Annotated in this window: 16 protein-coding genes; 9 read left to right on the top strand and 7 right to left on the bottom strand. The window is 36.1% G+C overall.

Going from position 1 to position 14,496, the window contains the following annotated elements; genetic code table 11:
• Window positions 1–49 precede the first annotated feature (49 nt).
• The 5 genes from MLC35_RS07205 to MLC35_RS07185 are packed head-to-tail and all read left to right on the top strand — an operon-like array spanning window position 50 to window position 3,683.
• Window positions 50–718 carry a nitrous oxide reductase accessory protein NosL gene (locus MLC35_RS07205; RefSeq protein ID WP_434636373.1) on the top strand — a complete coding sequence of 223 codons (669 nt, stop codon included), beginning with the start codon at window positions 50–52 and terminating at the stop codon, window positions 716–718.
• Window positions 711–908, top strand: a complete 198-nt coding sequence (locus MLC35_RS07200) for a hypothetical protein (protein WP_151900102.1) — start codon at window positions 711–713, stop codon at window positions 906–908. Before MLC35_RS07205 ends, MLC35_RS07200 begins: the two co-directional genes overlap by 8 nt.
• Window positions 905–2,077, top strand: a complete 1,173-nt coding sequence (locus MLC35_RS07195; protein WP_434636370.1) for an ABC transporter permease — start codon at window positions 905–907, stop codon at window positions 2,075–2,077. Before MLC35_RS07200 ends, MLC35_RS07195 begins: the two co-directional genes overlap by 4 nt.
• Window positions 2,074–2,733, top strand: a complete 660-nt coding sequence (locus MLC35_RS07190; protein ID WP_434636368.1) for an ABC transporter ATP-binding protein — start codon at window positions 2,074–2,076, stop codon at window positions 2,731–2,733. The genes MLC35_RS07195 and MLC35_RS07190 overlap by 4 nt, the downstream gene beginning before the upstream one ends.
• The gene (locus MLC35_RS07185; RefSeq protein ID WP_434636366.1) at window positions 2,724–3,683 is read left to right on the top strand and encodes a hypothetical protein; all 960 of its coding nucleotides are present in this window, start codon (window positions 2,724–2,726) and stop codon (window positions 3,681–3,683) included. The genes MLC35_RS07190 and MLC35_RS07185 overlap by 10 nt, the downstream gene beginning before the upstream one ends.
• On the opposite strand, the gene MLC35_RS07180 is transcribed toward MLC35_RS07185, so the two are convergent.
• Genes MLC35_RS07180 through MLC35_RS07165 form a run of 4 tightly spaced genes read right to left on the bottom strand, consistent with a single transcriptional unit; the run spans window position 3,680 to window position 7,945 of the window.
• Complete coding sequence (locus MLC35_RS07180) at window positions 3,680–3,961, bottom strand: J domain-containing protein (RefSeq protein WP_346388877.1); 282 nt, start codon at window positions 3,959–3,961, stop codon at window positions 3,680–3,682. The genes MLC35_RS07185 and MLC35_RS07180 overlap by 4 nt on opposite strands.
• A 26-nt stretch (window positions 3,962–3,987) precedes the next feature.
• Window positions 3,988–5,100, bottom strand: coding sequence for a cell division protein FtsZ (gene ftsZ, locus MLC35_RS07175; protein ID WP_151900107.1), 1,113 nt, complete (start codon window positions 5,098–5,100; stop codon window positions 3,988–3,990).
• A gap of 12 nt (window positions 5,101–5,112) precedes the next feature.
• On the bottom strand, window positions 5,113–6,477 hold the full coding sequence (gene ftsA / locus MLC35_RS07170) for a cell division protein FtsA (RefSeq protein ID WP_151900108.1): 1,365 nt from the start codon (window positions 6,475–6,477) through the stop codon (window positions 5,113–5,115).
• 1 nt (window position 6,478) lies between these two features.
• Window positions 6,479–7,945 carry a peptidylprolyl isomerase gene (locus MLC35_RS07165; protein ID WP_434636364.1) on the bottom strand — a complete coding sequence of 489 codons (1,467 nt, stop codon included), beginning with the start codon at window positions 7,943–7,945 and terminating at the stop codon, window positions 6,479–6,481.
• A gap of 94 nt (window positions 7,946–8,039) precedes the next feature.
• Here MLC35_RS07165 and MLC35_RS07160 point away from each other — a divergent pair, with 94 nt between their 5' ends.
• Window positions 8,040–9,335 (top strand): adenosylmethionine--8-amino-7-oxononanoate transaminase, encoded by a 1,296-nt coding sequence (locus MLC35_RS07160; RefSeq protein WP_346388874.1) that lies wholly within the window; start codon window positions 8,040–8,042, stop codon window positions 9,333–9,335.
• Here MLC35_RS07160 and MLC35_RS07155 read toward each other — a convergent pair.
• Window positions 9,332–9,925: a class II aldolase and adducin N-terminal domain-containing protein gene (locus MLC35_RS07155; RefSeq protein WP_151900111.1), complete on the bottom strand. Its 594-nt coding sequence runs from the start codon at window positions 9,923–9,925 to the stop codon at window positions 9,332–9,334. The genes MLC35_RS07160 and MLC35_RS07155 overlap by 4 nt on opposite strands.
• A gap of 5 nt (window positions 9,926–9,930) precedes the next feature.
• Window positions 9,931–11,052: a molecular chaperone DnaJ gene (gene dnaJ, locus MLC35_RS07150; protein WP_151900112.1), complete on the bottom strand. Its 1,122-nt coding sequence runs from the start codon at window positions 11,050–11,052 to the stop codon at window positions 9,931–9,933.
• An 87-nt stretch (window positions 11,053–11,139) separates the two neighbouring features.
• Between dnaJ and mltA the strand changes: the two genes are divergently transcribed.
• From mltA to MLC35_RS07135, 3 genes are read left to right on the top strand one after another with little or no spacing between them, the layout of a single operon-like run.
• Window positions 11,140–12,243, top strand: coding sequence for a murein transglycosylase A (gene mltA / locus MLC35_RS07145; RefSeq protein WP_434579898.1), 1,104 nt, complete (start codon window positions 11,140–11,142; stop codon window positions 12,241–12,243).
• Window positions 12,240–12,809, top strand: coding sequence for a recombination mediator RecR (gene recR, locus MLC35_RS07140; protein ID WP_151900113.1), 570 nt, complete (start codon window positions 12,240–12,242; stop codon window positions 12,807–12,809). Before mltA ends, recR begins: the two co-directional genes overlap by 4 nt.
• Window positions 12,810–13,700, top strand: coding sequence for a phospholipase A (locus MLC35_RS07135; protein ID WP_434636362.1), 891 nt, complete (start codon window positions 12,810–12,812; stop codon window positions 13,698–13,700).
• Here MLC35_RS07135 and MLC35_RS07130 read toward each other — a convergent pair.
• Complete coding sequence (locus MLC35_RS07130) at window positions 13,697–14,491, bottom strand: shikimate dehydrogenase (RefSeq protein ID WP_434579895.1); 795 nt, start codon at window positions 14,489–14,491, stop codon at window positions 13,697–13,699. The two genes, MLC35_RS07135 and MLC35_RS07130, sit on opposite strands and share 4 nt — an antisense overlap.
• Window positions 14,492–14,496 lie beyond the last annotated feature (5 nt).

The raw sequence follows: 14,496 nt of genomic DNA, 5'->3' as shown, positions 1-14,496 counted from the left end.
CTATTTTGATAAGATTTGTCCTGAACATATTTTTGTATTAGGTGGTTTTATGTCAATTTTTAAATTTTTCATTCTTGTTCCTCTTTTTTCAACACTTCTTTTTTCTTATCCGAATTATTCACAGGCCTTTAAAGAGAAGAAGCTTTATCCTATGGGTGAAAAAATTTATAAGAAAAAATGTTCTGATATAGACGTAAAGAGATACAACAGTTATGAAGAACTCTCAAATGCTTTGCTTACAAAAAAGAGTTGTGCAACACTCAATAAAAAATACTTGGAGGCATTGGCGCTTTATCTGTGGGAGGTTAAAAGAGTCTCAGGCAAACACAGACACTTTTGCAAACTTACTGTTTTAAAAGATGAAAAATGTCCTGTGTGCGGTATGCTTTTATATAAATATCCAAGTTGGATTTCACGTATAGAGTATACTGACAAAAATGTATCTTTTGACGGAATTAAAGATATGATGAAGTACTATTTTGAACATCCGAAGAAAATAAAACATATGTTGGTGCAAGAGTATTATACGCAGCAGGTTATTGATGCAAAAAAAGCCTATTTTGTTATGTGGAGTGATGTGTACGGACCCATGGGAAATGAGTTGATAGCTTTTAAGGATGAAGCATCTGCCAAACGGTTTTATCTTGACCACAAGGGAAAAAAGATACTCAAGTTTGATGATATCACGCCTGAAGATGTGTATAAACTGGATGAATAAAAAAAGCCGCTTTTGTCTCTTTACATGTAGTGCTTTAGTGCTTTTGAGTGTGGGAGAGATATTTTATCTACAGATGAATGATACGCTGACAAAACAAGAGTGTATGCAAAAGAAAAAATTTGTACAAATGACAACTGTTTCCAATTTTGTTTTGGCGCTGAAAAACAACTCTATTAAGGCAATACCGTGAAAAAGATTAATTTTCATCTTCTGGAATATGCCATCAATTATATTTTACGATATAAAGCAAAGAACATATTTATTCTTATAATACTGACACTGCTCATTACTCTGTTGGCGTCATTCTTTTTTGTGCAAAACTCGCTGAAGTATGAACTGGAATCAACACTTGATGCCCAACCGCAAATTATAGTGACAAATCAAAAGGCGGGCAGAGATACCACTGTGGATGAGCATGTTATAGATAGCATTGTAAATATTAAAGGTGTATCTGATGTAAATGCACGTGTATGGGGATATTATTGGTTTAAACATATGCATGCAAGATTTATTGTAGTAGGTATAGATGAATTTGAAAATCAATACAATGCTACTTTTGAAAATATAATAAAGAACAGTGAACTGAATGCTTCGTCTATGCTTGTAGGAGAGGGAGTCAAACGCATATTGGATGCAAGTTATTATAAAGAATATTTTAATTTTATTTCTCCTGATTTATCAGTAAAAAAAATTTATATAGCCGGAACATTCAAAGCCGCAACACAGTTGGAATCAAATGATATGATTGTTATGAACAAAGATACTGTGAAAGAAATTTTTGGTTACACAAACAGTGAGGCTACAGATTTGGCTGTTCGTGTCAATAACCCTCTGGAACTTCCTTCCATAATGTCAAAGATTCAAAATAGATTTCCAACTTTTAAAATTGTTGCGAGAAAAGATTTGAAAACAGCACTTGAAAACCAGTTTAATTATACCAGCACTGTTTTTTTAATTCTGTTTACAATTACTCTTTTTACATTTTTTATGATTGTTTATGATAAATCCAGCGGACTCAGCAGTGAAGAAAAAAAAGAGATAGGCATACTTAAGGCAATAGGCTGGACAATTGATGATGTTCTTAAAGCACGCATATATGAAGGTCTCATTATCTCTTTTATCGCTTATATTATGGGAATAACCCTGGCTCTCTTTTATGTGTATATTTTAAATGCGCCGATACTCAAAAACATATTTATAGACTATAATGATATTGCAAATAGTTTTACGCTTCTCTTTGTGCTTGACTATAAGATACTGCTTTTACTTTTTTTGCTCAGTGTCCCTGTATATATGTTTGCAACAATCATTCCGTCATGGAGAATTGCTACGCTTGATGCTGATGAGGTAATACGATGATAAAACTGCTACATGTAAGCAAAATTTATGATGATATAAAAGCTTTGGATAACATTGATTTGGAAATTGGCGAAGGAGAACTTGTCATATTAAAAGGGGTCAGTGGCAGTGGAAAAAGTACCATACTTTCATTGATTGCCGGACTGCTCAAACCGACAAGTGGAGATGTCCTGGTTGAAAACAAACATATCTCAAAACTGCCGGATCATTTTTGCTCCCGATACAGAAGAGACAATATCGGATTTATATTTCAAAAATATAATTTGATTCCGACGCTGAGTGTTCGTGATAATATTTTACTGCCATTGGTGCCGTTAAACCTGGATGAAAAGGCTTTACATGTAAAGCTTTTTTCTGTAATGAAGATGTTTGACATTGAACATAAAAAAGATGTGAGGGTAAAGAATCTCTCGGGTGGTGAACAGCAAAGAGTTGCAATAGCCAGGGCAAATGTAAACAATCCAAAAATAATTCTGGCAGATGAACCGACTGCAAATCTGGATGAAAAGCTCTCTTGTGAATTCATACAAATTCTTAAAGAATTAAAGTCTATGAATAAAACTGTCATCGTTGCAACGCATGACCCTCTTTTTTTTGATTTGGATTTTGTGGATCGTGTTGTAGAGATACATAATGGTAAACTGCTATGCTCCTGACGCCTGAAGTATTGACAATAGACATACTGAATCTGCTCTTTGTTATTTTCGCCACTCTTGCATTTTATTACAGTGTGAAAATAGTCTCCCGATACGACCGTAATGCTACAACTCCATTGCAGTATAATCTGGAAAAACAAAGCTATCTGGTAAGTGTAGTTATAAAATTTATTTTTTACACCAAGGTTTTATTGTTTATATTTTTTATTTTTACTCTTGATGATATTTCAAATATTTTACCCGGGGCAATGTGTGGAGCCGGTGTCGTCAATGCAACACAATACGGTACCTATCTTCTGATACTTAAAGTTATCAATTTATATATTTTTGCCTACTGGCTGGTACTTAACAATGAAGATATGAAATCAGAACAACAGATATATTTACAATTGAAGTTAAAAATATATCTGTTTGCATATTTTTTACTCATTCTCGAAATAGGGCTGGAGAGCCTGATGTTTCTTTCTATAGATACAAAGAGTGTTGTAGACTGTTGCGGTGCTATTTTTTCTACAACAGACGGTACCTACATGGCACATTTGCTAAGTGTAAACCCGGTAATGCTTCTTGGAAGTTTTTATGCTCTGTTTGCGTTTATTGTATTGGCATACAAAATAAAAAACAGATATCTGTTTTCTCTTATGAATCTACTGTTTGTTATTGCAGCCCTGGTCTCACTCATAGGTTTTTTTGGAACGTATATATACGAACTGCCAACACATCACTGCCCGTTTTGTCTGCTGCAAAAAGATTATAACTATATAGGATATTTGTTATATATATTTTTATTTATCGGTACTTTTTTTGGTATTGTTCTGGGACTTGTTCCTTTCAGGCAAGAAGATGAAAATGCAAAATATAAGATATCGCTTTTTTTTACAACTCTGTATGTTATAGCTGTAAGTTACTACCCGCTTGCATATTATATAAAAAATGGTGTTTGGCTTTAGACATTATGTTGGTTGTCCCCAAATTTACTGTTCCACCACTCTTGAGGTGTGTAGGTTGATTTTTTAACACTCTCTTCATCAAGAGGGTATTCATAAGTGTTGCAGTAGTCAAGTATAATTTGATAGGCTTCATTGATTTGCATACTCATCTGTGTTGCCTGTTCATAGTTGTCTTTATGTTTGTCAGGATGCCATTTTTTCATAAGGTTTTTATATTTGTTTTTTATTTCTTTGAGAGAAGCTTTTTCGCGAAGACCAAGGAGTGATTTGGCCTTCATTATTTTTTCAAAAGAGTGCAATGGAGTTAGTCTTGTTGTTGTCTCATATAAGCAGGAATATCCAGATAATCACCGTCAAGTTCACCGCCTACGACAAGTCTTGGTCTTACTTTGGCGCGAACAGGAGCAGGTGTTTCACTGACAAAATCTTCATTGTTTGTCAGTTCTTTTTCAAAACCTGTTGCAACAATAGTGATTTTAATATAGTTCTCAGGAATCTTCTCGCTTGTAGAGGTTCCCCAGATAACTTCTGCATCATCATGTGCACTTTCATGGACAACTTCCATTGCTTCTGCAAGTTCCATCATAGGAAAATCAGGATGCATACTGAAATGTACCAAAACACCCATTGCACCGTTAATGGACATGTTGTCTAAGAGCGGAGACTCTATTGCCGCTTTAATCGCTTCATAGGCTGCATTTTCACCTTCATGTTCCCCCACACCCATCAGTGCCATACCTTTGTGACTCATAACAGTTTGCAAGTCGGCAAAGTCAAGGTTGATATCATTGTCCCCGCTTGAGAGGATAACACCTGATGTTCCGCTGACAGCCTGTGCCAATACGCTGTCTACTATTTTAAAGCTCTCTTTAAGTCCCAGTCTTCGGTCGATGATTGATAAAAGTTTGTCATTTGGAATAACTACTATAGAATCACTCTCTTTTTTGAGTTCTTCTAATCCTTCTTCCGCTAATTTTAAACGTTTTTTTCCTTCAAACATAAAAGGTTTGGTAACGATTGAAATAGTAAGGGCTCCAACTTCTTTGGCTATCTGAGCAACTACAGGTGCAGCACCTGTTCCGGTTCCTCCGCCAAGACCTGCAGAGATAAAAACAATGTCAGCTCCTTCGAGTGCTGCTCTGATTTCATCATAGTTTTCCAGTGCAGAATCTTTGCCTATGCTTGGTTTCATTCCGGCACCCAAACCTTTTGTAAGTTTTGCACCTATTTGAATTTTTGAAGCGGCATTTGTTTCATTGAGAACCTGTGCATCGGTATTGATAAGCATCATCTCAATACCTGTTACACCTTCATTAATCATATGTCCTATCATATTTCCACCGCCGCCACCGACACCGACAGCTATAATTCTTGCACCGGTAGGGCTCTGTGCTTCTTCTATTACAAATGGTTCCATTCTTTCACTCCTTTAAAATAACTGGGTTGCCCAGTTCCAAAATTTACTGAAACTTCCAGCTTCATCACTTTTTTTCTCTTTTGCTGTCTCTAAGTTTACCATTTTATCCTTATCACTAACTGTTTGTTCTTCAGATGAGACTATAGGTATAACAGGTTCATTGGACAGATCAATACTGTTTGTTACTGTCGGCTCTTCATTAGTATGACGGACTCTTTTGTTGACATCAATCTCATAAGGGGTATAAGGAGAAGCAGAGTACATAACCAGTCCGACAGCACTTGCATATTCCGGACCGCGCAGTGAGTCAAAAAGACCGTTCATCTCAATAGGTTTTGCCAAACGAACAGGGACAGAACCAAAGGTTGCTACAGCCAAGTCACGTATACCGTCCATTTTTGAAAAACCGCCTGTGAGGACTATACCTGCTCCAATCTGCTCTTTAAGCCCACTGTTTTCTATAAACTGTGCAAGTATCATTAATGTCTCTTCGACTCTTGCAAATATAACATTGTGGACAACTTCCAGAGAGACTTCATGCGTAGAGTTCTCATCCCCGATAATAGGAAGCTCTATTAAATCATTGCTTGGAGTGAGCAGTGAACCATAAGTCAGTTTTACTTTGTCTGCAACATTAAGCGGTGTGTGCAAGGCCATGGAAAGGTCACTTGTCACATGGTTTGAACCAACACCCAAGAATTCGTTGTAGCGAATTGAATTGCCTGAGTGAATGGCAATGTTGCTTGTATTACCACCCATATCAATAACTGCGGCACCTAACTCTCTTTCATCTTCATTGAGTGTTGCGATGGCTGAAGCATAACTGTTAAGGACTACATTCTCCACCTCGACACCAGCTCCCCTGACAGCTTTTTTAAGATTGTTCAGATTTGATTTTTGTGTCGTTATGATGTGTGTTTCAACCTCAAGTCTTGAAGCATTCATCCCAAGCGGATCTTCTATATAGTCCTGGTCATCTACTTTAAAGTTAAAAGGCAGTGCATGCAGAACTTCGTATTCGTTTGGTATATTGGCGTTGTACAAAGAAGTGTGCATAACTCGTTTTATCTCTTCAAAGGAGATCTCCTTTGATTGAATGTTTACAATGCCGTTTGAGTTAAGGCTTTTTGTGTAGGCTCCGGATATGGAAACAATTGCCGTGTTGATATTGCTGCCTGATACCCGTTTTGCATCTTCAACTGCTGTTTTTATACTTCTTGAAGCAAGTTCAATGTTTGTTATGCTTCCTTTTTTTAAACCCTGTGCTTTTGTTGTGCCTGCACCGGTTATTGAGATTGTATGATTATTGTCGATTTCTGCAATGATTGCACAAATTTTTGTCGAACCTATATCTATGGCTAAAACAGTTCTACTCAATTTAGAGTCCTTGAATATAAATCTCAGTTTGGTACTTGTTTTGAAGCGTTTTTATAAGCCCTTCGTTAAACAGAGTATTTTTTAATTTTGCGACAGTGTCGCTAACATTGTTGTTTTTATTTGTAAGCAGTTTTTGTTCCAAAATGTTGTATAAAACAACTTTTCCGTTATTCAGACCGATATAAGATCTTTTTTTATCACTCACAAACAGTTTTTGTAAGAAATCAGCAGCTTCTTGCTTACTTAGAGGTGCTAACTTGTCTACAGAAGTCACAGTAAGAAAATCAGAAGTTTTGCCTATAAAAGTATTTACAGAATCATTGACAAGTTTCATCAGTTTTTCTTTTTTCTTTTGTGTTATATAGAGTGGTAAAATTTCCGCTTTTGCTTCTTCAAATGATTTTGGTTTTGCAGGTATTGTTTTTGTTAACTCAAAAACATAGTATGTTCCATTGATATTTATCGGTTTTGTATATGGTTTCGTCAGTGCCAGTTTGGAAATTGTATCGAGTGTTTGCTCATTGAACGGATTGTTTGATTTTGAGATTTGAGTACTTTGCGGTTTTACAGTGTCCGGAAGTTTGTTCTTTTTAAATGCTATATATGTTCGTAAGGCTTTGTCTTTCATCGCTTTTGCATTAAGCTCCTTTAGAACCTTTCCTTTAGCTGCCTCAAGAGTTAAAATTTTACCGTCACTGCCTTTGAAATGTGTTCTGTTTTCTTTGTAGTATGTCGCAATCTCTGTATCGCTGAATTTTTTTGTTACAGGGGCTACCTTGATAAAAGTAACCTCGTAAACAACATCATTCATAAAATTGTTTTTCTGTTTTTGCCAAAACTTTTTTAATGCTTCATTGTCTACAGAAACCTGAATGTCATCAAGTGCAAGAACTTTATAGTTTATTTTGTCTGCGATGTTGAAAATCGTGTTTAAAATATTTTCTTCATTTTTTGATGTTTTTACAGGAAGCAGTTTCAAAGTTTTTTGTATAAGAAGTTCTTTTCGCAACTCGGTTTCATACTCTTTGATACTCAGTCTGTTCTGGGAAAGGACAAGCTTGTATGTCTCTTTGTCGAATGCTCCGTTTTTGTAAAAAGCTTTTTGCTGTTTGAGTGCTTCAATCATCTCTTCGTCACTTACAATAAGGTCATAGGACTGTGCAAGATTTATAAGCAATGCCTGCTGTATCAACTGTTGGAGTGCCTGTTTGTCCAATCCGAACTGTTTTGCTTTTTCTTCATCAAAGTTTCCCTGAAACATTTGATTATACTGTGCATAAAGACGAGAATAGGTTTTTTGCAGTTCACCGTTTGTAATTTCAACATTTCCCACTTTTGCAACAGCACCTGCTTTGTTGCCATAGCTGTATTGTCCCCAGCCGACAAAGCCTGCTCCAACAAATGCTATTGTTGAAATCCATATAGTTATAATAAGCCATTTCTTATGTCTTTGCATCCATGTAATCATATAATAAAAACCTTGTTTGTGATATTGTTTGATATTCTATGTAAATTCGTATTAAAACTTGATAAAGAGAGAAAATAAAAGGTATAATTTGCCCATGAAAAACAATGAATTGAAAAACAGAGATCTGGATGTCCTTTGGCATCCGTGTACACAAATGAAAGACCACGAAACGCTGCCGCTTATTCCGATTAAAAAAGCACACGGTATTTATCTGGAAGATTTTGAGGGAAACAGGTATATAGATGCTATCAGCTCCTGGTGGGTAAATATGTTTGGACATACGAATGAATATATTAATTCAAAAATAAAAGAACAGCTTGATACTTTGGAACATGTTATATTGGCAGGTTTTACGCATGAACCGGTTATAAGGCTTTCTGAGCGTCTTGTAAAACTAACACCGGCTAACCTGGATAAGTGTTTTTACTCAGATAACGGTTCATCTGCTGTTGAGCTTGCCTTGAAGATGAGTTATCATGCTCATTATAACGACGGAAAGAAAAAGTCTCTTTTTGTTTCTTTAAGCAATTCATACCATGGAGAAACCATAGGTGCTTTGAGTGTCGGAGATGTGAAACTTTACAAAGAGACCTATGAGCCTCTTTTGATCAAAACAATTCAAACACCTGTCCCTGTTGACATGAGTGAGACGGCAGCTGTAGAAGCAGCGCAGAAGTTTGAAGAACTGTGTCAGGAAAAAGCATCACAAATCAGTGCCTTGATATTAGAACCTCTTATACAGGGTGCAGGCTATATGCATATGTATCATGCAAAGTATCTGGTACTTGTTCGGGAAATATGTACAAAATATGATATTCATCTTATAGCCGATGAGGTAATGGTCGGTTTTGGAAGAACAGGAGAACTTTTTGCCTGTGAAAAAGCAGGAATATCCCCTGATTTCCTGATTCTTTCAAAAGGCTTGACCGGCGGATATTTACCGCTTTCTGTGGTTCTGACTTCCAATAACATATATGCAAAATTTTACTGTGACTATAATGAGCATAAAGCTTTTTTGCATTCTCATTCCTATACAGGGAATGCCTTAGCCTGTGCCGCTGCAAATGCAACACTTGATATTTTTGAAAATCAAAATATTATTGAAAAGAACAGAGAGCTTGCAGACTATATGTCACAAAAACTCCAAAGGTTTTTAGAATTGCCGAATGTAGAACAAATCAGGCAGACAGGGATGGTTGGCGTTGTGGAACTCAAAGGCTATGATGCTAAAGAGAGAATAGGGCTAAAAGTATATGAATATGGGCTTGAACATGGTGTTTTGCTGCGTCCGCTTGGACACATAGTCTATTTTATGCCGCCTTATGTGATAACTAAGGAAGAGATAGATACTATGATGGATGTGGCATATGAAGCCATAACAGGGCTTTAGTCATAATCACAAAGAGAGTTGCACGAATCACCTAACATGAGTAAGCGACAGCTTTTTTCCAAAATGGCAAGTTTTTTTGCCATTTCATGAATATCTCTGCTGTATGCATAGACCCCATATCCGCGAATCACCATCAGATTTGTCTTTTTTGTTTGAAAATACAAAATAATTTCACTTTGTGCTCTTTCATACCAGTCTTCAAATTGTTTGGGATCGATTATTTCCACCAAGCCTATCTCTGTATATCCAAAATAATCTTTTGGAATGATAATGTTATGTTCAAGTGAATAGGCTGTAGTGAATTGTGGCATACTGAAGCATATAAATTTTGCTTCTGAAATATGCGAATAGATACCTTGGTGAATATTGGCGTCTATACTTGCCTGTTTCCATCTGTAGTCCTGTTTGAAAGACAACTCTATAAGACTCTCTTCATTGATGTTGTCAAATATAGCCTCTTTTGTGTTGATGATAAAGCGGCTTTTGTCTGTTTTGGAAGATATTGAACCGTGATATATGCCAAAAAAATCTTTTCTAAACATGGAAAGAGCCAGTGATGAGAGTTGATTTTTAAGGCGTGTTTTATTCATAAGGGTTACTTAAACCAGTTTTTCATTTTGTCTATCACTGAATCCAAAATACCTTCATGAGGTTTTGATTCTATGCCAAAAGAGTCTTGAATTTTGTCTAAAAGCTCTTTTTGTTCATCAGTCAGTTTTTTAGGATACTGGATGTTGATCACAGCGATTAAATCACCTTTCCCGTGTCCATGGACATCTTCTATCCCTTCACCTCTAAAGACATACCGTTGTTTGTCTTTTGTTCCGATGTCAAGTTTTAGTTCAAGTTCGCCTGTTAAAGAAGGTATTGTCAGGGTGTCTCCTTTAACAGCTTGCGTGAAAAATACCGGAATTTCAATATATACATCGTTGTCATCTCTTATAAAATGTTTGTCAGGTTTGACTTCAAATGTTACATAAAGATCGCCACGGTTTCCTTTTTTGCCGATATTTCCTTTTCCTGAAACGCGTAAGCGGTTCCCGCTGTCAATACCTTTTGGCACAGAGATGGTAATAGTCTCTTTTACCTCTTCATAACCCTTGCCATGGCATTTTCTACATTTGTCTGTTGCTGAGGTACCTGTTCCGTTACATACCGGACAGGTTTGAGAAAAGGTCATAAAGCCCTGTTTCATATAGATTTGCCCCTGTCCTTTACACTGCGGACATGTTGAGAGTTTGCCGTCTTTTGCTCCTGTACCTTTACATGATTCACAGGCTTTTTTATAGGTGTATTTTATCTCTTTTTCACAGCCAAATACAGCCTCGTTAAAGTCAATAACAATATCGACATTCATGTCAAGCGGATATTTGTCCATATCGGCAGGATTTTGGCGTCTTGTGCGTCCGCCGCCAAATCCGCTGAACATCTCTTCGAACATAGACCCCAAATCATCAAAACTTGAAGAAGATCGACTGCCGCCGCCCATTCCCTGGAGACCTTCCTTGCCATAACGGTCATAAATACTGCGTTGCTGGTCATTGCTCAAACACTGATAGGCTTCATTAATAAGCTTAAATTTGTGTTCTGCCTCTTTATCCCCAGAGTTTTTATCCGGATGATATTTTTTTGCCAAAGTTCGGTAAGCTTTTTTGATAGTTGCCTTATCTGCATTTTGTGATACTTCTAAAATCTCATAATAGCTTAAGTGTTCCATTATAATAAAATCCTATTTAAATATTTTTTTGAAATTATACCCATTTTGTAGTTTAAAAAAAAATAATTAGATGATATAATACTGTTTATGAAACAAACAACTCTTTTTTTCCTGATGATGACACTTTTTTTAGGGTGCAACAAACATACACAGTCGCCACAGCCAAGCAAAATAAAAAATGTAAATTTTACCAAAACATCTTTTTCAAAACTTCCCGGATTTCAAGAACAAAATTATGATGAATTCTTAAATAATTTTACAAATAACTGTAAAAGTACACAGGGACAAAAAATCTATAAAAATTTATGTCAAAAAGCCTTACATGTAACAGATGCAAAACAGTTTTTGCTTAATAACTTCACCCCTTACTCAATAGCTGATAAAAGTGGAAATAAAGAGGGCTTGTTAACCGGGTACTATGAAGCACGGATACACGGTTCTTTTCATAAAAGCGATACCTACAAATATCCGATTTATGCAACACCGAAGGATCTGGTTGTTGTCGATCTGAGTTCTATATATCCCGAACTCAAAAACTACAGGCTTCGAGGAAAGATACAAAATAACAGACTGGTTCCTTATTACAGCCGCAAAGAAGCAAAGCTTCATGATTTAAATGCTTCGGTCATTTGCTACTGTGATTCTAAAATAGACAGATTTTTTCTACAGGTACAGGGTTCAGGAAAGGTGATTCTGGATGATAATTCGACGATGTATATAGGATATGAAAACCAAAATGGCTATAAATATAAATCAATAGGAAAGTATTTGGTGCAAAAAGGAGAAATTTCTTTGCAAAACATCTCTTTGCAGAGTATCCGTAAATGGTTGGAGGAACATCCCTCTCAGATCGATGAAATACTTGATTACAATCCCTCTTTTGTCTTTTTTACAAAAAGAGACAAAGGTGCAACAGGTGCATTAGGGTTACAACTTCGAGAGAAAAGTTCTATTGCAGTTGATAAAAAATATATTTCGTTGGGAAATATGCTATACTTGTCATCAAGTTTCGGAAAAGAAAAATTTAATAATATCGTTTTTGCCCAAGATACGGGTGGGGCTGTCAAAGGTCCTGTACGGGCAGATCTGTTTTTAGGCAGTGGAGAGGATGCATTGAAAATTGCCGGAAAACTACAATCACCATTGCAGTTATGGCTATTTATGCCAAATAAAAAAGAAGTGAATGAATGAACAGCTCCTTGGAAAAATTTAACAGGCTTGTTGATGCACTCGGTGAATTGCCGAGTATAGGAAAAAAGTCGGCGACAAGACTGGCGTATCATATGATTATGAATGATACATTTGCAGGGATGAAAATAGCACATGCTATTGAAGATGCCCTGGGGAGTCTGAAAAAATGCAAAGAGTGTGGTGGCATGAGCGAAGATGAACTGTGTCATATCTGCTGTGACGAGACACGCGACACATCTTTATTGTGCATAGTTGAAAATGCTAAAGATATTTTGCTTTTGGAAGAAAATGGCCTGTTTGACGGAAAATATTTTGTTTTGGAATCACTCGAAGAGTTAAGTATGACACATCTGGAAACTATTGTACAAAATGGAATAAGAGAAGTGTTGTTTGCGCTTACGCCCTCAATAGCAAATGATGCCGTCATTCTGTATATAGAAGACAAACTTGGTATATATGATTTGAATTTTTCTAAAATAGCACAGGGTGTCCCGACAGGAGTCAGTTTGGAAAATATAGATTTGCTTTCATTAACGAGAGCGTTAGAAGATAGAGTAAGGGTGTAGATGAGATTATTTTTATATGTGATTTTAATAGTAACGGTGCTCCAGGCAGAACAAATCTCTGATGCAACAAAAAGTAAAATAAATATTGAAAATATTGCAAATGATACTTCAAAAGAGAATATGCAAAAATGGCTTGATAACTCTTTTGGTCTTCGTCCCTATAAAGCAAATTACCTTTTACCTTTTGGTGTTGCAAATAAGAAGTATATAAATCATAAACTCGATATTGTGCCATATGATAAGTTTGAAGCTGAAATCCAAGTGAGCTTGCAATTGCAAGTTTTTAAAAATATTTTTGGTTTAGGGGAAAAATACTCTTTGGCATATACGCAACAGGCTTTTTGGCAGATATATGTTACATCTTCTCCTTTTAGAGAAAACTTATATAACCCTGAAGGATTTGTTGTTTTTCCCATTAGTGACAAAAGCTCAATATTTCAAATGCGATCATTAAAATTTGCTATTGCACATAAATCAAACGGACAGCCGAATACAGAGTATATACCAGAATTTAATGGTTTTAATCTCTCTAAAAGTATAAATTATTTTTATACAACATTGCGATTGCAACATAGTACGCTTATTACAGACTTAACACTTTTGGTACCTTTTCCGGGAAGTGCAAATTTAAGTGATAATCCTGATTTAATGAAATATTTAGGGTATACAAAGGTAAAATTTACCTATTTTTATAATAAACATATGTTTAGTCTGATGGCACGAGGGAATATAGACAGTATGAGAGGAGCGGTTGAAGCGACTTATTCTTACCCTTTACGAAAAGACAAATCATATCTGTATATAAAACTTTTTAGTGGATATGTAGAGTCTTTAATAGATTACAACAAAGATATCACAAAACTTTCTATAGGTTTTAGCTTTTCTCGTTAGTAAAGAAAACTTTTTTGCATCTCTTTTTTTATGGCTTCTTTGTCAAGTTCAAAGTTGCAAAAAAGTTCATTTGCCAAAACTCCCTGTCCCAAAAGCATGTCTGCACCGTCTTTACATGTAAGACCTTTTTCCTTGGCAAGTTGTAAAAAGGGAGTAATTCTGCCATATATGGCATCTGCAACATAGTGGGTATTTTGCAAAGCAGCTTCAATCATCTCTTTTGGTGCAGGCAGATTTTCATCTTTGAGACCGGCACTTGTTGTATTTATAACCAAGTCATACTGACTGGGCTGAAAATTTTCCCATGTATAACATTCACAGTCAAGTTTTTCAAAGTATGTAAGGCGTGCCTTGCTTCTGTTGAGTATGCTTACATGTAAACCTTCTTCTAAAAATTTTTGCACAAGAGCTTTTGCTGTGCCGCCTGCACCAAGTACCAAAATATTTTGTATATTTTTAAACTCATTTATGGCATACATAAAGCCATCAGCATCTGTATTGTAGCCGATAAGTTTTCCGTTTTCATTTATAAGTGTATTGACAACTCCGATTTTTTTTGCAAAGCCCCGAACTTCATCACAGGCAGCATAGGCGCTCTCTTTGTGTGGTACTGTGACATTGGCACCGCTCAGGCCCAGAGAAAAAAAGGTTTCTTTGAGTTTGTTGCCATCTTTGAGAAGCGTGCGTGTATAGCAGGCATTGTAATTAAGATTTTTGAAAACGCTGTTGTGCATCAGAGGACTGCGGGAGTGTGAAACAGGATTTCCAAAGATGGAGAAAAGTTTATGCATTGTAT

It is taken from the genome of Sulfurimonas sp. NW7 (genome assembly GCF_051132265.1).
GTDB classification, from domain to species: Bacteria; Campylobacterota; Campylobacteria; order Campylobacterales; family Sulfurimonadaceae; genus Sulfurimonas; species Sulfurimonas hydrogeniphila.
Note: the sequence above shows the minus strand (reverse complement) of the source record. Positions and strands in the feature narration are given on the sequence as shown.

Excerpts from the sequence above, each read along its gene's own strand:
- MLC35_RS07205 (WP_434636373.1), top strand. The coding sequence starts at position 50 with ATGTCAATTTTTAAATTTTTCATTCTTGTTCCTCTTTTTTCAACACTT.
- MLC35_RS07200 (WP_151900102.1), top strand. The coding sequence starts at position 711 with ATGAATAAAAAAAGCCGCTTTTGTCTCTTTACATGTAGTGCTTTAGTG.
- MLC35_RS07190 (WP_434636368.1), top strand. The coding sequence starts at position 2,074 with ATGATAAAACTGCTACATGTAAGCAAAATTTATGATGATATAAAAGCT.
- MLC35_RS07185 (WP_434636366.1), top strand. The coding sequence starts at position 2,724 with ATGCTCCTGACGCCTGAAGTATTGACAATAGACATACTGAATCTGCTC.
- MLC35_RS07180 (WP_346388877.1), bottom strand. The coding sequence starts at position 3,961 with ATGAAGGCCAAATCACTCCTTGGTCTTCGCGAAAAAGCTTCTCTCAAA.
- ftsZ (WP_151900107.1), bottom strand. The coding sequence starts at position 5,100 with ATGGAACCATTTGTAATAGAAGAAGCACAGAGCCCTACCGGTGCAAGA.
- MLC35_RS07165 (WP_434636364.1), bottom strand. The coding sequence starts at position 7,945 with ATGATTACATGGATGCAAAGACATAAGAAATGGCTTATTATAACTATA.
- MLC35_RS07160 (WP_346388874.1), top strand. The coding sequence starts at position 8,040 with ATGAAAAACAATGAATTGAAAAACAGAGATCTGGATGTCCTTTGGCAT.
- MLC35_RS07155 (WP_151900111.1), bottom strand. The coding sequence starts at position 9,925 with ATGAATAAAACACGCCTTAAAAATCAACTCTCATCACTGGCTCTTTCC.
- dnaJ (WP_151900112.1), bottom strand. The coding sequence starts at position 11,052 with ATGGAACACTTAAGCTATTATGAGATTTTAGAAGTATCACAAAATGCA.
- mltA (WP_434579898.1), top strand. The coding sequence starts at position 11,140 with ATGAAACAAACAACTCTTTTTTTCCTGATGATGACACTTTTTTTAGGG.
- recR (WP_151900113.1), top strand. The coding sequence starts at position 12,240 with ATGAACAGCTCCTTGGAAAAATTTAACAGGCTTGTTGATGCACTCGGT.
- MLC35_RS07135 (WP_434636362.1), top strand. The coding sequence starts at position 12,810 with ATGAGATTATTTTTATATGTGATTTTAATAGTAACGGTGCTCCAGGCA.
- MLC35_RS07130 (WP_434579895.1), bottom strand. The coding sequence starts at position 14,491 with ATGCATAAACTTTTCTCCATCTTTGGAAATCCTGTTTCACACTCCCGC.